The organism is Pseudorhodoferax sp. Leaf267, from assembly GCF_001422405.1.
Taxonomy (GTDB): domain Bacteria; phylum Pseudomonadota; class Gammaproteobacteria; order Burkholderiales; family Burkholderiaceae_C; genus Pseudorhodoferax.
In genome coordinates, this window is record NZ_LMMV01000023.1 from 255759 (window position 1) to 274693 (window position 18935).

17 protein-coding genes are annotated in these 18935 nt (G+C 70.5%); 13 read left to right on the forward strand and 4 right to left on the reverse strand.

Annotated elements, in window-relative coordinates:
• The first annotated feature begins 3 nt into the window (after positions 1-3).
• The 3 genes from ASF43_RS23130 to ASF43_RS23140 are packed head-to-tail and all read left to right on the forward strand — an operon-like array spanning position 4 to position 3021.
• Positions 4-789 carry a tripartite tricarboxylate transporter substrate-binding protein gene (locus tag ASF43_RS23130; protein ID WP_235578344.1) on the forward strand — a complete coding sequence of 262 codons (786 nt, stop codon included), beginning with the start codon at positions 4-6 and terminating at the stop codon, positions 787-789.
• Positions 790-839: 50 nt separating this feature from the next.
• Positions 840-1667, forward strand: a complete 828-nt coding sequence (locus ASF43_RS23135; RefSeq protein ID WP_235578345.1) for an alpha/beta fold hydrolase — start codon at positions 840-842, stop codon at positions 1665-1667.
• 13 nt (positions 1668-1680) lie between these two features.
• Positions 1681-3021, forward strand: coding sequence for an MmgE/PrpD family protein (locus ASF43_RS23140; protein ID WP_056186326.1), 1341 nt, complete (start codon positions 1681-1683; stop codon positions 3019-3021).
• Positions 3022-3256: 235 nt separating this feature from the next.
• Here the strand turns inward: ASF43_RS23140 and ASF43_RS23145 are convergent, their stop codons facing one another.
• The 3 genes from ASF43_RS23145 to ASF43_RS23155 all read right to left on the reverse strand — a co-directional run bounded on the left by ASF43_RS23145 (position 3257) and on the right by ASF43_RS23155 (position 6102).
• Positions 3257-4291 carry an endonuclease/exonuclease/phosphatase family protein gene (locus ASF43_RS23145; protein ID WP_056186329.1) on the reverse strand — a complete coding sequence of 345 codons (1035 nt, stop codon included), beginning with the start codon at positions 4289-4291 and terminating at the stop codon, positions 3257-3259.
• Between the two features lie 158 nt (positions 4292-4449).
• Positions 4450-5001, reverse strand: a complete 552-nt coding sequence (locus ASF43_RS30950) for a hypothetical protein (RefSeq protein WP_156373482.1) — start codon at positions 4999-5001, stop codon at positions 4450-4452.
• Positions 5002-5088: 87 nt separating this feature from the next.
• Positions 5089-6102, reverse strand: coding sequence for a 2-hydroxyacid dehydrogenase (locus tag ASF43_RS23155; protein WP_056186331.1), 1014 nt, complete (start codon positions 6100-6102; stop codon positions 5089-5091).
• 223 nt (positions 6103-6325) lie between these two features.
• On the opposite strand from ASF43_RS23155, the gene fusA reads away from it, so the two are divergent.
• The 5 genes from fusA (at position 6326) to ASF43_RS23180 (ending at position 11814) form a co-directional block, all read left to right on the forward strand.
• On the forward strand, positions 6326-8434 hold the full coding sequence (gene fusA / locus ASF43_RS23160) for an elongation factor G (RefSeq protein ID WP_056186334.1): 2109 nt from the start codon (positions 6326-6328) through the stop codon (positions 8432-8434).
• A gap of 42 nt (positions 8435-8476) precedes the next feature.
• On the forward strand, positions 8477-9934 hold the full coding sequence (locus tag ASF43_RS23165) for an ATP-binding protein (RefSeq protein ID WP_056186680.1): 1458 nt from the start codon (positions 8477-8479) through the stop codon (positions 9932-9934).
• Entirely contained in the window at positions 9931-10560 is a 630-nt protein-coding gene (locus ASF43_RS23170) for a response regulator transcription factor (protein ID WP_056186336.1), read from the forward strand. The genes ASF43_RS23165 and ASF43_RS23170 overlap by 4 nt, the downstream gene beginning before the upstream one ends.
• An 88-nt stretch (positions 10561-10648) precedes the next feature.
• The gene (locus tag ASF43_RS23175) at positions 10649-11140 is read left to right on the forward strand and encodes a heme-binding protein (protein WP_056186338.1); all 492 of its coding nucleotides are present in this window, start codon (positions 10649-10651) and stop codon (positions 11138-11140) included.
• Positions 11141-11163: 23 nt separating this feature from the next.
• A complete protein-coding gene (locus ASF43_RS23180) occupies positions 11164-11814 on the forward strand; it encodes an ankyrin repeat domain-containing protein (protein WP_056186341.1) in 651 nt (216 codons plus the stop codon).
• 4 nt (positions 11815-11818) lie between these two features.
• On the opposite strand, the gene tyrS is transcribed toward ASF43_RS23180, so the two are convergent.
• Complete coding sequence (gene tyrS, locus ASF43_RS23185; RefSeq protein ID WP_369803322.1) at positions 11819-13063, reverse strand: tyrosine--tRNA ligase; 1245 nt, start codon at positions 13061-13063, stop codon at positions 11819-11821.
• 181 nt (positions 13064-13244) lie between these two features.
• Here tyrS and ASF43_RS23190 point away from each other — a divergent pair, with 181 nt between their 5' ends.
• The 5 genes from ASF43_RS23190 to ASF43_RS23210 all read left to right on the forward strand — a co-directional run bounded on the left by ASF43_RS23190 (position 13245) and on the right by ASF43_RS23210 (position 18935).
• The gene (locus ASF43_RS23190) at positions 13245-14555 is read left to right on the forward strand and encodes a M23 family metallopeptidase (RefSeq protein WP_056186344.1); all 1311 of its coding nucleotides are present in this window, start codon (positions 13245-13247) and stop codon (positions 14553-14555) included.
• A 10-nt stretch (positions 14556-14565) separates the two neighbouring features.
• Positions 14566-15684 carry an anhydro-N-acetylmuramic acid kinase gene (locus tag ASF43_RS23195; protein ID WP_082498104.1) on the forward strand — a complete coding sequence of 373 codons (1119 nt, stop codon included), beginning with the start codon at positions 14566-14568 and terminating at the stop codon, positions 15682-15684.
• Between the two features lie 330 nt (positions 15685-16014).
• Positions 16015-17148 (forward strand): serine hydrolase, encoded by a 1134-nt coding sequence (locus tag ASF43_RS23200; protein ID WP_056186347.1) that lies wholly within the window; start codon positions 16015-16017, stop codon positions 17146-17148.
• Positions 17087-18145 (forward strand): serine hydrolase, encoded by a 1059-nt coding sequence (locus ASF43_RS23205; RefSeq protein WP_056186350.1) that lies wholly within the window; start codon positions 17087-17089, stop codon positions 18143-18145. Before ASF43_RS23200 ends, ASF43_RS23205 begins: the two co-directional genes overlap by 62 nt.
• Positions 18146-18224: 79 nt before the next feature.
• Positions 18225-18935, forward strand: coding sequence for a TetR/AcrR family transcriptional regulator (locus ASF43_RS23210; RefSeq protein WP_056186352.1), 711 nt, complete (start codon positions 18225-18227; stop codon positions 18933-18935).

The following is an 18935-nucleotide window of genomic DNA, read 5'->3' on the forward strand; positions in this document are numbered from 1 at the left end:
CCCGTGATCGTGGACAACAAGTCCGGTGCCGGCACCGTCATCGGCAACGACGCGGCGGCCAAGAGCCCGCCGGACGGCCACACGCTGCTGCTGAACACCAGCGCGATCGCCATCGTGCCCAGCCTGCACCCCAAGCTGCCGTACCCGGCCGAGACCGCGTTCGCGCCCGTCATGCTGCTGGGCCGCGCGCCGAGCGTGGCGGTGGTGCGCACCGAGAGCCCTTTGAGGTCGGCCGCCGACTTCATCGCCCAGGCCCGCGCCAGGCCCGGCCAGATGGCCTATGGTTCGGCCGGCAACGGCGCGTCCACGCACCTGGCGGCCGAGCTGCTCAAGAGCAAGGCCAAACTGTTCGTGACGCATGTGCCGTACCGCGGCGCGGCGCCCGTCATCAACGACGTGATCGCCGGCCAGATCGACCTGGCCTTCGGCACGCTGCCCAGCGTGGCGCCCATGCTCGCGGGCGGCAAGCTGCGCGCGCTGGCCGTGACGGGCGCCAGGCGCTCGCCCCTGCTGCCCGATGTGCCGACCTTCGCCGAAGCCGGCGTGCCGGGCTACGACGCGGACGGGTGGTATGCCGTGTACGTGCCCGGTGCGACGCCAGCGCCCATCGTCGAGCAGCTGCATGCCGCGCTGCGGCGCGCGGCGCAGACCGAAGGCTTCCAGCGCCGCGCCGCCGCCGAAGGGCTGGCGCTGACATTGGACACGCCGCAGGACACCACCCGCATCGTGCGCGCGGAGGAGGCCAAATGGCGCCAGGTGATCAAGGCCCAGTCCATCAAGATGGAATGAGCACCGCCGCGCCCCCCGCAGGTGATCGTGCCGCAGCCGAAGGCCGTCCCGTGATCGCCGCGCTCGACCGTCTGGCCCAGCGCCACGCAGTGGACAGCCACGGTGGCCGCGCGGTCTGGCGCGTGTTCGGCCAGGGCCGCCCGCTGGTGCTGCTGCACGGCGGCCACGGCAGCTGGCTGCACTGGGCGCGCAACATCAAGACGCTGGCCGCGCAGCGCAGCGTTTGCGTGCCCGACCTGCCGGGCTACGGCGAATCCGATGCCACGGCCGAGTCCACGTTGCCCCTGCTGCTGCAGCGGCTGGCCGGCAGCCTGGACACGCTGCTGGGCGGTAGCACGCCGATCGACCTGGCCGGCTTCTCGTTCGGTGGCCTGGTGGCGGCTCACCTGGCGGCCACGCGCGGCGGCGTGGACCGGCTGGCCCTGCCGGGCCCGGGCGGCCACGGCGGCCCGCGGCGGCCAAGGGCGGTACTGGTGAACTGGCGCGCCGCAGCGGCATCAGGCGGCGCCGCCGCGCTGCAAGAGGCCATGCGCCACAACCTGCTGGCCCACATGCTGCACGCCGACACCAGCGTCGACGCGCAGGCCCTGGAGATCCACACACAGGCCTGCCAGCACACGCGCTTTCGCAGCAAGCCGATCTCGCGCGCGGGCGTGCTGCAGGCCCTGCTGCCCCAGGTCGCCCGCAGCCTGCTGCTGGCCTGGGGCGAGCACGACGTGACGGCCGACCCCGTGCCGCTCGCGCCCGCGCTGGCCGCCTGCCATCCCCACTGCCGCACCGCCATCGTGCCCAACGCGGGCCACTGGGTGCAGTACGAAGCCGCACCCGCCATCCACACGCTGCTGGGCCCCTGGCTCGCGGCACCGACCCCCGACTGAAGGAGACACCCCCATGCACGCCACCGAGACATTCGGCCACTACGCCCAGGACTACCACCACACCGCGCTGCCCGACGAGGTGATCCACCACGCCAAGCGCGCGGTGATCGACTGGTACGCCTCGCTGTTCCCCGGCCTGGCGGCCGACCCGCTGGCGCAGCTCGAGCAGGTGCTGGCCGACGACCTGGACCGCGGCCGCGCGCGGCTGGGCAACGGCCGCCGCGCCACGGCCCGCGCCGCCGCGCTGTACAACGGCACGGCCGCCCACGCGGCCGAGGTGGACGACAGCTTCCGCGACGCGATGTACCACCCCGGCGCGGCCACCATCGCCGCCGCGCTGGCCGCCAGCCAGGACGCCGGCGCCAGCGGCCTGGACTTCCTGCGCGCGCTGGTGCTGGGCTACGAGGTCTCCACCCGCATCGGCGTGGTGCTGGGCCGGCCGCACTACCAGTTCTGGCACAACACCGGCACCGTGGGCACCTTCGGCGCTGCAGCCGCAGCCGGTGGCGCCTTGCGGCTCGGCGCCCAGCCCTTCGCGCACGCGCTGGCCACGGCCGCCACCTTCGCGGCCGGGCTGCAGCAGGCCTTTCGCATGGATTCCATGTCCAAGCCGCTGCACGCCGGCCGCGCGGCCGAGGGCGGCCTGCTGGCCGCGCAGATGGCCGCGCGCGGCGTGACCGGCTCGCTGGACGTGCTGGACGGCGACGCCGGCCTGGGCCAGGCCATGAGCAACGGGCCGGACTGGTCGCAGGTCGGCGCCACGCTGGGCCGCGACTTCCACATCACGCGGCTGACCTTCAAGAACCACATCGGCTGCGGCCACACCTTCGCGGCCATCGACGGCGCGCTGGCGCTGCGCGAACAGCACGGCCTGCAGGCCGACGACATCGCCCACGTGCAGGTGGACACCTACCGGCCCGCGCTCGACATCGCCTGCTACGAGAGGCCGACTACCGCCAACGAAGCCCGCTTCAGCCTGCGCTACGTGGTGGCCACGGCGCTGGCGCGCGGCAGCGTGCGGCTGGCGGCCTACGAGCCCGCACAGCTGGCCGACGCACGTGTGCGCGAGCTGATGACCCGCATCGACGTGCGCGTGGACCCGGCGATCGACGCGGCCTTCCCCGGCCAGCGCGCGGCGCGGGTGGAGATCACCACGCGCAACGGTGCCAAGCTCGTGCACCTGCAGCCCAATCGCAAGGGCGACCCGGAATTGCCGCTGTCGGACGGGGAGCTGGAGAGCAAGTTCCTGGAACTCGCAAGCCCGGTGCTGGGCACGGCGCTTGCCCGCGCCATGCTGGCGGAGCTCTGGTCGCTGGAACGCGCCGTCGCGCCCCCGGCCGTGCACGGCCGATGACAACGAAAAAGGCCCGCACGCGGCGGGCCTTGAAGAATTGGCCGTGGACTCTTGCGCGGTCCACGTTTACGACCCTTGGTGAGGATTCATCCGGATGCGCTCCGGAGCGGCGGAAGGATGCCTGCTCTTCGACAGCCCACACCACTTGGTGGGCAAGGGGCGCGTTGCCCAGGACTGCATGATGCCGTGGCCATGTGACCGCGCCGTGTCAGCCGCCGCCGCGACCGGCCGTGCGTCAAACCGGCGATGTCGGCGTCACAGGCCGGTACTTGAACGCGGCGCGGATGACGCCGTGGTCCGTCGTGCCCAGGGCCTTGTGGTCCTCGAAGTTCAGGTGGTCGTTGTTGATCACCAGCCCGTCGAACAGCCAGATGCGCTTGCGGCTGTTGTCGTAGAACTCCTGGCTCACGAGGATGTGGTCCAGCGACTCGCGGATGTCCTGGTGCACATGGGTGTAGTACACGTCGCGCGTGTCGCGGTACTCCTGCAGCGTTTGCGCGGTGTAGAGCGCCACGTCGCCGCCGCCGTCCGAATCGCCGACCAGGTAGCGTGGCTGGTCGGTCAGGATGTTGGCCGTGTTGCTGTGCTGGCCGTCGTTGATGTCGCCCAGCACCACCACGGGCGTGTCGTTGCCCTTCATGGTCTCGCTGAGCAAGAAGCGCAGCGCTGCCGCCTCGGCCGTGCGGCGGATGGTGGACAACGCCGAGCCCAGGCCCTTGGCATGCTTGCCGTAGGTGGTCTTGTCGTACCAGTCTTCCTTGAACACCTGCGTGGGCGCCTTGGACTTGAAATGGCACACGAAGACCTCGACGGCGGGCTTGTCCGTGCGCGGGCGCATGGCGAAGTGCAGCACCGGCCGCGAGAAGCCCTGGATGTTCACGCTGATCTGCGGCGTCTGCGGGTCCTCGCCCTTGGAGCGCAGCACGAAGCCAGGCGGGAACGCGCTGATCCAGTCGGGCGTGCCGATCAGCAGGCCCTTGCGCACGATGGCGGCGCAGACGATCTTGCGGCCATCGGCATCGGGTGGCACGAGCACGTCGTACTGGTCGGCCATGCCCGATGCGGCCAGCGCCTGGACCAGCGCGTCGGCATGCCAGAGCTCCTGGAAGCCGCAGACATCGGGCGCCAGCAGCCGGAGCTGGCTGGCTGCCCATGCGATCTTCTGGTCGTACTGCTCGGGCGTCCAGCCGGCACCCGTGTAGATGCGCCTGCCGGGCAGGTTCAGGTTGAACAGGTTGAAGGTGGCCAGGGTCAGGCGGGACAGTTTCATCGTTTGCTCCTGCAAGGGTGGCATGCACGCTAGTGCGCGGATGTGACAGCCTGATGCGGGTGCCGCACATGCACGGGGCGGCCTTGCGCCACCTGGCAGGCTACGCGCCTGGCACCCCGCGCGCATCCACCGTTCGCAGGAGGGCGCCGCGCTGTGCGTCAGGCCGCGGCGGGGCGGCCCAGCTTCAGCGGCGCCAGCGCGTCCAGCACGCTGCGCAGCTGCGCGTCGCTGAGCTTCTCGAGCACGACCAGGCCGGCGCGCAACAGCTCGCTCTTCTTGGTGGGGCGCTTGAAGTCCAGCGTGCGCTCCTTCAGCGTGGCGATGCGGTCGAAGTCCTCGCGCGGCATGGTGAAGCTGTCGCGCACGAGCTTGGTCTTGGACTTGGCCTTCACGGGCTCGGCCGCATGCGCGGTGCGGTCCTGCTTCCTGGACTTGGCCACGGTGGCCGGCGCCGGCACGTGTGCGGGGCTGGCCTTCTTCGCCGACACGGTGGCGGCCTTGGCGGGGCGGGACTTCACGGGGGCTGGCGTGCGCGCGGCCTGCGTTGCCCGGCTCTTCGCAGCCCCCGCCTTGCGCGGCGCGGCCTTCTTCGCGGGGGATGGGGTGGCCGCGGGTGCGGCCGCAGCCACGGCAGCAGGCGCTGGCGCGTTGGCAGTCAGGGGAGCGGCTGGGCTGCAAGCCTGGGTCGTGTCGGTGGTGTTCGGTTGCATGGGGATAGATTGGTCGATGGAAAGGTGTAAATGATTTACACCTTATTCTAGGCGCGCACTCCGCTGCGCCCCTGTGGCGCGCCGATGTCACGAACGTGGGTGCGTGCCGATCTGGTGGGCGCAGGTGGTGCCGGTGGCGAAGTCGCGCAGGTTCGCCAGCGTGACCTGCGAGATCTCGCGCAGCGCCTCCACCGTGAAGAAGCCCTGGTGGCCCGTGACCAGCACGTTCGGGAAGGTCATGAGCCGCTGGAACTGGTCGTCTTCGATGATGTCGCCCGAGCGGTCCTGGAAGAACAGCGCGCCCTCCTGCTCGTAGACGTCGATGGCCAGGTGGCCGAGGTGGCGCGACTTCAGCGCGGTGATCACGGCTGCGGTGTCCACCAGCGCGCCGCGCGAGGTGTTGACCAGCATGGCGCCAGGCCGCATGCGGGCCAGGGCGGCGGCGTCGATCAGGTGGCGCGTGGCGTCGGTCAGCGGGCAGTGCAGCGAGACGATGTCGGCGCGCTGCAGCAGCGCGTCCAGCGGCACCATCGTGCCCAGCGCGGCAAAGGCGGGCGAGGGCGCCGGGTCGCAGCCCAGCACCACGCAGCCCATGCCGTGCAGGATGCGCGCGGTGGCCATGCCGATCTGGCCGGTGCCGACGATGCCCACGGTCTTGCCGTGCAGCGTCACGCCGAGCAGGCCGTCCAGCGCGAAGTTGCCCTCGCGCACGCGGTTGTAGGCGCGGTGGGTGTTGCGGTTCAGCGTCATGATGAGGGCCAGCGCATGCTCGGCCACGGCTTCGGGCGCATAGGCCGGCACGCGGGCGACGAACAGCCCCAGCCGCGCAGCCTCGGCCACGTCCAGCTGGTTGAAGCCGGCGCAGCGCAGCAGCACGGCGCGCACGCCGCCCTGGGCCAGGGCCTGCAGCGTGGGCGCATCCAGCCGGTCGTTGACGAACACGCAGACGGCCTCGCAGCCCATCGCCAGCGCCGCCGTCTCGGGGGCCAGGGCGGCGTCGAAGTACCGGCATTGCAGGCCGGCGGGGCCGGCGCCCCGAGCACGGGCTTCCTCCAGGAAACGCCGGTCGTAGAGGCGGGCGCTGAACACGGCAAGTTGCATGGGGACTCCTGGCGGACGGAAGGGGCAGCTTAGCCCCTTGAAATCGCGGCATGCAGCATTACCTGGATTCGTCTAAGCTCTTTGCCTTACCTGGAGTCTCCGATGTACCAAGTCGCCCCCCTGCCCACCCGCCCTTGAGCCGACTCCGCGCGGCTCTCCCGTTTGTTCGGGACCGGCCGCCGCTTTTTTTGTGCGGTCCGGTCCACCCTGCAGTGAGACTGCCATGACCCGCAAGACCCCCATCCAGCATTACCGCAACATCGGCATCAGCGCACACATCGATGCCGGCAAAACCACGACCACCGAGCGCATCCTCTTCTACACGGGGGTGAACCACAAGCTCGGCGAGGTGCACAACGGCGCCGCCACCATGGACTGGATGGAGCAGGAGCAGGAGCGCGGCATCACCATCACCTCGGCCGCCACCACCGCCTTCTGGAAGGGCATGGCCGGCGACTACCCCGAGCACCGCATCAACATCATCGACACGCCCGGCCACGTGGACTTCACCATCGAGGTGGAGCGCTCCATGCGCGTGCTGGACGGCGCCGTCATGGTCTACGACGCGGTGGGCGGCGTGCAGCCGCAGAGCGAGACCGTCTGGCGCCAGGCCAACAAGTACAAGGTGCCGCGCATCGCGTTCGTCAACAAGATGGACCGCGTGGGCGCGGACTTCCTGCGCGTGCAGCGCCAGATCAGCGAGCGGCTCAAGGGCAACGCCGTGCCGATCCAGATCCCCGTGGGCGCCGAGGACGACTTCCACGGCGTGGTCGACCTCGTGCGCATGAAGGCCATCGTCTGGGACGACGCCAGTCAGGGCGTGCTGTTCACCTACGGCGAGATCCCTGCGCACCTGCAGGCGCTGGCCGAGGAGTGGCGCGGCAAGATGCTGGAGGCTGCGGCCGAGGCCAGCGAGGAGCTGCTGGACAAGTACCTGAACGGTGTCGAGTTGACCGAGGCCGAGATCAAGGCTGCCCTGCGCCAGCGCACCATCGCGGGCGAGATCGTGCCCATGCTGGCCGGCAGCGCGTTCAAGAACCGCGGCGTGCAGGCCATGCTGGACGCGGTGATCGACTACCTGCCGTCCCCGCTGGACATCCCGGCCATTGCCGGCCACGACGAGCACGTGCACGAGACGCTGGTGGAGCGCCACCCGTCGGATGCCGAGCCGTTCTCGGCGCTGGCCTTCAAGATCATGACCGACCCCTTCGTGGGCCAGTTGGTGTTCTTCCGCGTCTACTCGGGCGTGGTGAAGTCGGGCGACACGGTCTACAACCCGGTCAAGGGCAAGAAGGAGCGCATCGGCCGTATCGTGCAGATGCATGCCAATGCGCGGCAGGAGATCGAGTCCGTCTACGCGGGCGACATCGCTGCGGCCGTGGGCCTGAAGGACGTGACGACCGGCGACACGCTCTCCGACCCTGCCAAGGTGGTGCTGCTCGAGCGCATGGTGTTCCCCGAGCCCGTGATCTCGCAGGCCGTGGAGCCCAAGACGCAGGCCGACCAGGAAAAAATGGGCATCGCCTTGAACCGGCTCGCGCAGGAAGACCCGTCTTTCCGCGTGCGCACGGACGAGGAATCGGGCCAGACCATCATCTCCGGCATGGGCGAGCTGCACCTGGAGATCCTGGTGGACCGCATGCGGCGCGAGTTTGGCGTTTCGGCCAACGTGGGCAAGCCCCAGGTGGCCTACCGCGAGGCCATCCGCAAGACGGCCGAGGACGTGGAAGGCAAGTTCGTCAAGCAGTCCGGCGGCAAGGGCCAGTACGGCCACGTGGTGCTCAAGCTGGAGCCGCAGCCGGCCGGCAAGGGCTTCGAGTTCGTCGACGCGATCAAGGGTGGCGTGGTGCCGCGCGAGTTCATCCCCGCGGTGAACAAGGGCGTGGTCGAGGCCTTGAAGGCCGGCGTGCTGGCGGGCTACCCGGTGGTGGACGTGAAGGTCACGCTGACCTTCGGCTCTTACCACGACGTGGACTCGAACGAGAACGCGTTCCGCATGGCCGGCAGCATGGCGCTGCGCGAGGGCCTGCGCCGTGCCACGCCGGTGCTGCTGGAGCCCATGATGGCCGTGGAGGTGGAAACGCCCGAGGACTTCATGGGCAACGTGATGGGCGACCTCTCGTCGCGCCGCGGCATGGTGCAGGGCATGGAAGACATCCCCGGCGGCAGCGGCAAGCTGGTGCGCGCCGAGGTTCCGCTGTCGGAGATGTTCGGCTACTCGACCACGCTGCGTTCACTGACGCAGGGCCGGGCGACCTACAGCATGGAGTTCCGGCACTACGCGCAGGCCGCGAAGGACGTGGCCGAGAAGGTGATGGCCGACCGGCATTGAGTGGCCAGCGGGGGCGCTGGCCGCCTGCGCAAGAATGCGCGCATGGTGCGCAAGCATTCCCCGTTGCTGTGGTGGCTGCTGGCCTGGGCCGTGCTGAGCCTGGCCGGCAGCCTGCTGCTGGCGCGCCTGGCGCTGGAGCGCCACCATGCCGCGTTCGAAACCGAAGCGCGCATCGTGCACCGGCTGCTGAGCCAGCGCGTGGTCGCGCACGACGCGGTGCTGGCCACGTTGGCGCTGCTGCAGCCCGGTGGCGACGACGCGATGGCGCGGCTGCCCTCGGTCTACCCGCAGATCCTGTCCGTCAGCCGCAGCATTGCGGCCACGCCATGGGCCGACGCCGCGCTGCGCGAGGCCCAGGCCATTTCCCGCACGGCCAAAGGGCCGGTTCTGGCCGACATGGACATCGCCCAGGGCCGCTACCGCATGGTGCTGGCGGCCGAGCCCGCCGCCTATGCGCTGCAGGTCGACATCCGCAGCATGGTGCCCTGGAGCGAATGGCCCATGGCGCCGGCCGACAGCCCCGTCGCCATCGCGCTCGAGCTTGGCGGCCAGCGCCTGGCGCTGCAGCCCGGCCGCATCGCGGAGCGCGGCTGGTCCTACGACTTCCACAAGACGCTGGCTGCGGCCAGCCAGCCCTTCGACGTGGTGGCCCGGCGCACCGTGCGCTGGGCCGAGCTGCCCTGGGGCCAGATGCTGGCCTGGTCGGCCATGCTGGCCGCCGCGCTGGCGGTGGCGCGCTGGCTGCAGCAGCAGGCGGCCGCGCGCCGGCGGGCCGAGGCGCTGCTGCGCCTGGGGCAGGTCGGCCGCCTGAACGCGCTCGGCGAGCTCGCGGCCGGCATGGCGCATGAACTGAACCAGCCGCTGACCGCGCTGCTGGCCAATACCCAGGCCGCGCGCCGGCTGATCGCCGAGGAGCCGCCCGAGCTCGACACGGCGCGCAACGCCATGGGCCAGGCCGTGGAGCAGGCGCGCCGCGCGTCCGAGGTGGTGGGCCGGCTGCGCCGCGCCGTCGAGCGGCCCGAGCTGGGCGCCGCCGTGCAGCCGGTGGACCTGCACGCCGCGGTGCTCAAGGCGCTGGACCTGCTGGAGCCTGAGCTGCGCCGGCGCGGTGTCGCGCTGCAGGTCGATGGCATGGCCGGGCTGCGCGTGCTGGCCGACCCTGTCGCGCTGGAGCAGATCGTGCACAACCTGCTGCTCAACGCGCTGCAGGCGCTGGAGCAGACGCCGGCCGCCGGCCGCAGCCTGGCCTTGTCGCTCGCGCGCGAGCCGGCGCAAGGCGTGCTGGCCGTGCAGGACAGCGGCCCCGGCCTGCCGGCCGAGGTGCTGCCCCATGTGTTCGAGCCGTTCTTCAGCACGCGCGCGGGCGGGCTGGGCCTGGGCTTGAGCCTGTGCGAAAGCCTGGCCAGCGGCATGGGCGGCAGCCTGAGCGCGGCCAATGCGGCGTTGCGCGGGGCCGTGTTCCGCCTGCGCCTGCCCTTGGCCGAGGGCGCCGCTGCATGACGCCGAACACCCACGCGCCGCTGGTGCACCTGATCGACGACGACGCAGCCGTGCGCGAGGCGCTGGCGCTGCTGATCGCCACCATCGGCCTGCGCGTGCAGGCCTGGGCCGACCCGGCGGAGTTCCTTGCGCGCTTCGACCGCCAGGCCATCGGCGCCATCGTGCTCGATGTGCGCATGCCCGGCATCGGCGGGCTCACGGTGCTGGAGCGGCTGGTGGACGAGGGCGTGGACCAGCCGGTGATCCTGCTGACCGGCCACGGCACGGTGGAGATGTGCCGGCGCGCGTTCAAGGCCGGCGCGGCCGAGTTCCTGGAAAAGCCGGTCGACGAAGACCTGCTGATCGAGACGCTGCAGAACGCCGTGCGCCAGCATGTGCGCTCGCGCGAGCGGCACGAGGCAGACCGCGCCGCGCGCGAGCGCTATGCCCAGCTGTCCCCACGCGAGCGCGAGGTGCTGGGCCTGATCGTGGGAGGGCTCACCAACAAAGAGATCGGCCGCGCACTGGGCCTGTCGCCGCGCACGGTGGAGGCGCACCGCGCGCACCTGTTCGACAAGCTCGAGGCCGCCTCGCTGGCGCATCTGATCCGCGGCTACGCCAGCCTGGCGGACGCCGACCCCGCGTAGTTCTACGCAGGGCCGGGCGTAGCCGCCCGCATGGCGGCGCGGCGGCGGCATTCCTACAGTGCAGGCTCTTCCAACGGAACACACTTTCATGCACGCCAAGACCCTTCTCGCCGCCAGCCTGCTGGCCTTCGCCGCCCACGGCGCCAACGCCCAGGCCGTGCGCACCGAGCGCAACATGTCGCTGGAGCTGGCCAACCAGGTCGCCAGCGCAGCCGTCGCCGCCTGCGCCGCCAATGGCTACGCCGTGGCCGCCACCGTGGTCGATCACGCCGGCAGCGTGCGCGCCGTGCAGCGCGCCGACAACGCCGGCCCGCACACGCTGGCATCGAGCGAGCGCAAGGCCTTCACCTCCGCCTCGGCCAAGAGCCCCACGCAGGCCATGATGGAGGGCGCGCAGAAGAACCCCGGTGGCGCCAACCTGGTCTATCTGCCGGGCTTTCTGCTGCTGGGCGGCGGCGTGCCGATCAAGGTCGGCAACGAGACCATCGGCGCGGTCGGCGTCGGCGGTGCGCCCGGCGGGCACCTGGACGAGCAGTGCGCAGTTGCGGCCATCGCCAAGGTGCAGGACCTGCTGAAGTGAGGCGGCTACTCGCGGCCTGTGCCATGGCCTGGGCCGTCGCCGCTGCGGCGCAGACCGCGCCGACGTTGGAGGAGGCCGCGCGCTACACCGGCCTGCTGGCCGCTGCCCAGCGCGGCGACGTCGCCAAGCTCGACCGGCTGCTGGCCGCCAACGCCGACGTGAACGCGCGCGACGGCCACGGCCGCACGCCCCTGCACGTGGCCACGTTCGCGCGCCAGCACGCGGCCATCCGCCGCCTGGCCGCGGCCGGCGTCGACCTGGGCGCGCTGGAGAACGACCGCTACGACGCCGTCACCATCGCCGCCGTCGCAGGCGACGAGGACACGCTGCGCCTGCTGCTGTCGCTTGGTGCCAGTGCCAGGCTGGTCACCAGCCGCTACGACGGCACGGCGCTGATCGCGGCGGCCCACCTGGGCCATGCCGGCGTCGTGCGCCACTTGATTGCGGCCGGTGCGCCGCTGGACCATGTGAACAACCTGCACTGGACGGCCGCGATCGAGGCCGTGGTGTTGGGCGACGGCGGCCCGCGCCACCAGGAGACGCTGGCCGCGCTGATCGCCGCAGGCGCCAACCTCCAACTGGCCGACCGGACGGGCCATACGCCACTGGCGCTGGCCCGCGCGCGAGGCTATGCGGCCATGGTGGCGATGCTGGAGCGGGCCGGCGCGCGTTGAGCGATCAGCCCAGCGTCACACGCGCGAACTTGCGCTTGCCCACCTGCACCACATAGGTCCCTGCCGCCAGCTTCAAACCCTTGTCGCTGACCACACTGGAATCCACGCGCACACCGCCGCCGTCGATCAGCCGGTTGCCTTCGCCGGTGGAGGCCGCCAGCCCGGCTGCCTTCAACAGCGCGCCGATGCCCATGGGCGCGCCGCTGAGCTGCACCTCGGGAATCTCGTCCGGCACGCCGCCCTTGCTGCGGTGGATGAAGTCCTGCTCGGCCGCCTCGGCCGCCTGGGCGCTGTGGAAGCGCGCCGTGATCTCCTTGGCCAGCGCGACCTTGGCGTCCTTGGGGTTGCGGCCGGCCTCGACCTCGGCTTTCAGCTTCGCGATCTGCGCTTCGCTCTGGAACGACAGCAGCGTGTACCAGCGCCACATCAGCACGTCGCTGATCGACAGCACCTTGGCGAACATGCTGTTGGGCGCCTCGGAGATGCCGATGTAGTTGTTCTTGCTCTTGGACATCTTCTCCACGCCGTCCAGCCCTTCGAGCAGCGGCATGGTGAGGATGCACTGCGGCTCCTGGCCGTATTCGGCCTGCAGGTGCCGGCCCATCAGCAGGTTGAACTTCTGGTCGGTGCCGCCTAGCTCCAGGTCGCTCTTGAGCGCCACCGAGTCGTAGCCCTGCATCAGCGGGTAGAGGAACTCGTGCACGCTGATCGGCGTGCCGGCATGGAAGCGATCGTGGAAGTCGTTGCGCTCCATCATGCGCGCCACGGTGTACTTGGCGGCCAGCTGGATCAGGCCGCGCGTGCCCAGCGGGTCGCTCCACTCGCTGTTGTAGCGGATCTCGGTCTTGCTCGGGTCCAGCACCAGGCTGGCCTGCTGGTAGTAGGTCTGAGCGTTGGCCTCGATCTGCTCGCGCGTGAGCGGCGGGCGCGTGCTGTTGCGGCCCGAGGGGTCGCCGATGGTGGTGGTGAAGTCGCCGATCAGGAAGATGACCGTATGGCCCAGGTCCTGCAACTGGCGCATCTTGTTCAGCACCACCGTGTGGCCGATGTGGATGTCGGGGGCAGTCGGGTCCAGGCCCAGCTTGATACGCAGCGGTCGGCCGCTGGCTTCGGCCTTTTGCAGCTTGCGGACCCAGTCGGCCTGGGGGATCAATTCGTCGACACCACGCAGCGTGACGGCCAAGGCTTCCTGTATGCGATCAGTAAGAGGTAACGAAGACACAACAGATGTGTCCACAGTCGAATCCATAGGGGCTTTCCATTTGTTGCGGGCAGGTGACATGGCTATACTGCGCCCGGGTTTTGCATCGATTTTAGGTTGCGCTGTAAGACGAAACCCCGACTTCCAGCAATCTGCGCTCGCGGATTCGCCTCGTTCTCTGTCAGCCATTCTGGGGATACAGCTTTTGAAAAACGGATGGGTTGCCGTGATGGATTCTGTTGTGCCAGCATTGCAGCGCCATCCCAAACGTCTCACGGCCTTCGTCGCGGCACTGCTGCTGTGCGGTGGCGGTGGCGCCTTCGCCGTGGCTTCGCTGGCCCCCGATGCCGCCGACATGCCGGTCCGCGAAGTGGCCTATGCCGTCGATACCCTGCCGCTGCAGGCGCAGGTCGATGCGCTGGACGTGCACCGCTTCAACCTGTACCGCTCCGAGACCACGCGCTCCAGCGACACCGCGCGCTCGCTGCTCGATCGCCTGGGCATTCAGGACGCCGCAGCCGTGGCCTACCTGAGCAGCGACGCGCGTGTGCGCCAGGCGCTGCTGGGCCGCGCAGGCCGCGCGGTGACGGCCGAGGCCACCGACGACCACCGCCTGCACAAGCTCAGCGTGCGCTGGGCGGCCGATGGCAACAATTTCCAGCGCCTGGTCATCGAGCGCGGCGAGCGTGGCTTCGCATCGCGCGTCGAGCAGGCGCCGCTGGTCGCCAGCAGCCAGCTGGCCAGCGGCACGATCCGCAGCACGCTGTTCGCCGCGACCGATGACGCCGGCCTGCCCGAGTCCGTCGCGACGCAGGTGGCCGAGATGTTCGCGGCCGACATCGATTTCCGCGCGCTGCGCAAGGGCGACCGCTTCTCCGTGGTCTACGAGACGCTAGAGGCCGACGGCGAAGTGCTGCGCGCCGGCCGTGTGCTCAGCGCCGAGTTCGAGAGCAACGGCAAGACGCACCAGGCCATGTGGTTCCAGGAGCCCGGCCAGAAGGGTGGCTACTACGCGCTGGACGGCCAGAGCCTGCGCCGCGCGTTCCTGACCTCGCCCATGGAGTTCTCGCGCATGACCAGCGGTTTTGCGAACCGCTTCCACCCCATCCTGCAGACCTGGCGTGCCCACCTGGGGGTGGACTACGCGGCACCGATCGGGACCGCCGTGCGCACGGTGGGCGATGGCGTGATCGAGTTCGCCGGCGTGCAGAACGGTTTCGGCAACGTGATCTATGTGAAGCACCGCAACGACATGGTCACGGTTTATGCCCACCTGAGCCGCATCCTCGTCAAGAAGGGCGAGTCCGTGGAGCAGGGCACCGAGATTGGCGCCGTCGGCATGACGGGCTGGACCACCGGCCCGCACCTGCACTTTGAATTCCGCGTGAACGGCGAGCACCAGGACCCGACCACGATCGCCAAGCAGTCCGAGGTCGGCACCGTCTCGGCTGCGGCCAAGGCGCAGTTCGAGCGCACGGCCTCCGTGATGCGCCAGCAGCTGTCCTCGGCGGCCGCGATCCAGCAAGCCAGCGCCGAATAAGGCGCGCACCGTGGCCGGGCGCTACATCGGCCTGATGTCCGGCACCTCGCTGGACGGCGTGGACGGCGTGCTGGCCCACCTCGATGGCGACGCGGTGCAGGTGCAGGCCCACGTGGCATGCGCTTTCGATCCCGCCCTGCGCCAGGAGCTCCTGGCCCTCAATTCCCCCGGCCCCAATGAGTTGCACCGCGCCGCGCTGGCCGGCAACGGCGTAGCGCGCGCCTATGCCGACGTGGTGCAGCGCCTGCTGCAGGCCACCGGACTGCAGCCGGCCGACGTGGCCGCCATCGGCGCTCACGGCCAGACCGTGCGCCACCAGCCGCTGGCCTTCGACGGCGTGGGCTACACGCTGCAATTGATCAACCCCTCGTTGCTGGCCGAGCTGGTCGGCATCGACGTGATCGCGGATTTCCGCAGCCGCGACCTGGCGGCCGGCGGGCAGGGCGCACCGCTGGTGCCGGCGTTCCACCAGGCCGTGTTCGGCGGTGACGCTGCCGCGCTGGCCGTGCTGAACCTGGGTGGCATCTCCAACCTCAGTGTGCTGCCGGGACGCGGGCACGGCGGTGCCATCCTCGGATTCGATTGCGGGCCGGGCAACGCGCTGCTGGACATGTGGTGCCAGCGCCATCGCGGCCAGCCCTACGACGCGGGCGGTGCCTGGGCCGCCAGCGGCACGGTTGTGCCAGGCCTGCTGGCCGCGTTGTGCGCCGAGCCCTACCTCGCACTGCCGCCGCCCAAGAGCACCGGCCGCGACCTGTTCCATCCCGGCTGGCTAGATGCCCACCTGGCCGCCTGGCCCGGCCTGGCACCGGCCGACGTGCAGGCCACGCTGGCGGCGTTCACGGCCGAGGCCTGCGTGCAGGCCGTGCGCCGCCACGCACCGGCGGCGCGGCGCCTGGTGGTCTGCGGCGGCGGCGCCTTCAACGACGACCTGATGCAGCGCCTGCAGGCGGGCCTGCCGACGCTGGCCGTGCAGTCCTCACAGGGGCTGGGCCTGCCGCCGCAGCAGGTCGAGGCCGCGGCCTTTGCCTGGCTCGCCAGCCGCACACGCGAGCGCCTGAGCGGCAACCTGGCCAGCGTGACCGGCGCGCGCGGGCCGCGCATTCTGGGCGCCACCTATCCGGCCTGAGCGGCGGCGTCTGTAGGCCAATGCCCCGAGGTGGGCGCAGTCTCGCAACCGTTTGTTTTAGAAGCCTTTTTTCGCGCGGGTGAACCAGTGCGCCGGTTTGGTGATGTCGCGACTCGGTGTCATCATTTCCCACCGTGGTCGGCCACCTTCGCGGTGGCCGCCGTCACGACAGGAGTGGATTGTTCATGTGGTTGTTGGTGCTCGTGGTCGGGCTGAGCGGCATCGCCGTTGCGGTCTTTACTTGGTATGTGCAGTGGCGCAAGGCCAGGAGGATCGAGCACGCGCGCCTGTGGCGTGAGCACCATGACTGGCAGGAAACCACGAAGCGGGATGGGCCTTAGGGGCAGCGCCGGCAAGGGCTGGCTCACCGTCCTGCTGGCCTGCGCACTGGGCGTGTCGTCGGCCTGGTCGGCAAGCGGCGACAGCCTCGCGCGGCTCGGCCCGGAGCTGGCGCGCATCGATGCCGAGGGCGGTCCGCGCATCGGCGTCTACGTGCGTGATCTGGCGACCGGCGCGTCGGCCTCGCACCATGCCAGCGAGCACTGGTACCTCGCCTCCACGGTCAAGGTGCCCATCGCCATCGCCGTGCTGCGCGGCATCGCGCGCGGCGACTACGACCTGGAGACGCCCATCACCCTGCGCGCGACCGACTACGTGGACGGTGCCGGCCGCACCAACAGCCAGCCCGTGGGCACGGGTTTGTCGATCCGCTTCCTGATGGAGCAGATGATCATCCACAGCGACAACACGGCCAGCGACATGCTGATCGGGCTGGTCGGGCTGCCTCAGGTCAATGCGGTGGTGCAGGCCATCGCGCCCGATGCCTTCGGCCCGATCACGACGCTGGCCGAAGTGCGGCGCGCCACCTACGGCCACCTGGTGCCCGGCGCGCAGCGCCTGGCCGGGCGCGATTTGCTGGTGCTGCGCCAGCAGCGCACGGACGACGAGCGCCTGCAGTACCTGGCGCGCGTAGTGCGCGTGCCGGTGGCGCAATTCCAGTTGCCCACGCTGGAGCAGGCCTACACGGCCTACTACGCGAGCGGCCTGAATGCGGGGCGGCTCGATGCCTACGGCGAGCTGCTGGCGCAGCTGGTCGACGGCAAGCTGCTGGCCCCCGAGCAGACACGCTACCTGATGGGCCTGATGGAGCGCGTGGCCACCGGCACGCAACGCATCCAGGCCGGCCTACCGCCAGGCGCGCGCTTCGCCCACAAGACCGGCACGCAGCGTGCGCGATTCTGCGATGCCGGCATCGTCCGCACGGCGACCGGCTCCTACGAGCGTGGCGTGCTGGTCGTGGCGTGCACGCAGGGCGATCTCTCGCTGGTCCGCGCGGAACGCGCCTTGCGGCAGGTCGGCACTGCCCTGTGCCGTTCCGGCCTGTTGACCCAAGGAGTTCCCGATGCGCCTGCCTGCCCCGTTGTGCCGCCTGCTCGTACTGTGCCTGCTGCTGGCGGGGGCTGAGGCCGCGCGCGCGGCCGACTGGCGCGAGGCGCTGCAGCAGGATGTCGAGCGGCTGGACCGCGACACCCCGGGGGAACTGGGCGTCTATGTGAAGAGGCTGGCCGATGGCACGACGATGTCATACGGCGCCGACAAGCCCTGGTACCTGGGCTCCACGGCCAAGCTGCCGATCGCCGTCGCCGTGCTGCAGCAAGCCCAGGCCGGCAGCCTGCGGCTCACCGATGAACTGCGGCTGCAAGACACGGACAAGGTCGACGGTTCCGGCCCGCTGGTCTGGAACAAGGCGGGCACCGCCTACAGCATCGACACGCTGCTCACGCGCATGCTGGGCGACAGCGACAACACGGCCGCCAACATGCTGGTGCGCGCGGTGGGGCCTGAGCGCCTGGAGCGCAGCGCCACGGCGGCATTCGGCGCGCGCGCCACCCTGACCGACTTCACGCAGGTGCGCCGCGACGTCTACGCCGAGCTGCACCCCGATGCACGCCGGCTCACGAACCGCCAGCTGGTTGAGATTGCGGCCGCGCCCATGGGGCCCAGGCGCGTGGATGCGGTGCGCCGCGCGCTGCAGCTCCAGCCTGCCGACCTGCAGCGCAGCGACATCGCCGAGGCCTATGCGCGCTATTACGCGAGCGGCCGCAACAGCGTGAGCCTGGTCGCCTATGGCGGCCTGCTGGAGCGCCTGGTGCGCGGCGAGCTGCTGGCGCCGGCCGGCACCGCGCGCCTCTTCAAGGCCTTGAAGTTCGAGACCCGCGGCGACTACCGGCTGGAGGCCGGCTTGCCGCCTCAGGTGCGCTTCATCCACAAGACCGGCACGCAATTCGAACGCGCCTGCCACATGGGCGTGATCGATCCGCAGGACGGCGGCGCGCAGGCCATCGTGCTGGCCGTCTGTGCGGCCGGCCTGGACGAGCACCGGGTCGCGGGCCGGCTGTTCGAGCAGGTCGGCACCGCGATCAGCCGGGCGCTGCTGCCGACAGGCGCCGCAACGAAGTAAGCACACGAACAACGGGGTGCATTGCGCCCAGACCAGGTTCTCATGCAAAATAGCACGACCGTTCGATTCATTGAGAACCATGCGTACCCCTCCTACCGCTCCACGCACACGCCGCGCCGGCAATGCCGCCACGCCGCGTGAGGGCAAGGGCCAGCAGACCAAGGCCGCCATCGTCGATGCCGCCCTGAGCCTGGCCGCGCAGATGGGCCTGGAGGGCCTGTCCATCGGGGCCGTGGCCGAGCTCACGCAGATGAGCAAGTCCGGCGTGTTCGCGCACTTCGGCTCGCGCGAGGAGCTGCAGATCTCCGTCGTGCGCGAGTACTACCATCGCTTCGAACACGAGGTGTTCTACCCGGCGCTGCAGGTCGAGCGCGGCCTGCCGCGCGTGCGCGCGCTCTTCGCCAACTGGATGCAGCGCGTGGCCGTGGAAATCCAGTCCGGCTGCATCTTCATCAGCGGGGCGGCCGAGTTCGACGACCGGCCCGGCCCGGTGCGCGACGCGCTGGTCGGCTCGGTCAAGTCCTGGCTGGCCGCGATGGACAAGGCCGTGGCCCAGGCGCGCGAGGTCGGCCACCTGCGCGCCGATGCGGATGCGCGCCAGATGGCCTTCGAGATCCACGGCCTGATCCTCGCGCTGCACTACGAAGAGCGCTTCCTGCACAACCCCGGCTCCATCCACCGCGCCGAAGCCGGCTTTCAGCACATCCTGGAGCGCTACGGCGCCCCGCCTCCTTCTGCTGCGCCCCGTCGCGCACGCACCGCCAAACCCGTATCCCGCCCCAAGGAGTAA

Bases quoted from the DNA above. Each gene is read 5' to 3' on its own strand.
- ASF43_RS23170 (WP_056186336.1), top strand. From the start codon at position 9,931: ATGACGCCGAACACCCACGCGCCGCTGGTGCACCTGATCGACGACGAC.
- ASF43_RS23140 (WP_056186326.1), top strand. From the start codon at position 1,681: ATGCACGCCACCGAGACATTCGGCCACTACGCCCAGGACTACCACCAC.
- ASF43_RS23180 (WP_056186341.1), top strand. From the start codon at position 11,164: ATGGCCTGGGCCGTCGCCGCTGCGGCGCAGACCGCGCCGACGTTGGAG.
- ASF43_RS23145 (WP_056186329.1), bottom strand. From the start codon at position 4,291: ATGAAACTGTCCCGCCTGACCCTGGCCACCTTCAACCTGTTCAACCTG.
- ASF43_RS23200 (WP_056186347.1), top strand. From the start codon at position 16,015: ATGGGCCTTAGGGGCAGCGCCGGCAAGGGCTGGCTCACCGTCCTGCTG.
- ASF43_RS23210 (WP_056186352.1), top strand. From the start codon at position 18,225: ATGCGTACCCCTCCTACCGCTCCACGCACACGCCGCGCCGGCAATGCC.
- ASF43_RS23155 (WP_056186331.1), bottom strand. From the start codon at position 6,102: ATGCAACTTGCCGTGTTCAGCGCCCGCCTCTACGACCGGCGTTTCCTG.
- ASF43_RS23190 (WP_056186344.1), top strand. From the start codon at position 13,245: ATGGATTCTGTTGTGCCAGCATTGCAGCGCCATCCCAAACGTCTCACG.
- ASF43_RS30950 (WP_156373482.1), bottom strand. From the start codon at position 5,001: ATGCAACCGAACACCACCGACACGACCCAGGCTTGCAGCCCAGCCGCT.
- ASF43_RS23175 (WP_056186338.1), top strand. From the start codon at position 10,649: ATGCACGCCAAGACCCTTCTCGCCGCCAGCCTGCTGGCCTTCGCCGCC.
- tyrS (WP_369803322.1), bottom strand. From the start codon at position 13,063: ATGGATTCGACTGTGGACACATCTGTTGTGTCTTCGTTACCTCTTACT.
- ASF43_RS23205 (WP_056186350.1), top strand. From the start codon at position 17,087: ATGCGCCTGCCTGCCCCGTTGTGCCGCCTGCTCGTACTGTGCCTGCTG.
- fusA (WP_056186334.1), top strand. From the start codon at position 6,326: ATGACCCGCAAGACCCCCATCCAGCATTACCGCAACATCGGCATCAGC.
- ASF43_RS23165 (WP_056186680.1), top strand. From the start codon at position 8,477: ATGGTGCGCAAGCATTCCCCGTTGCTGTGGTGGCTGCTGGCCTGGGCC.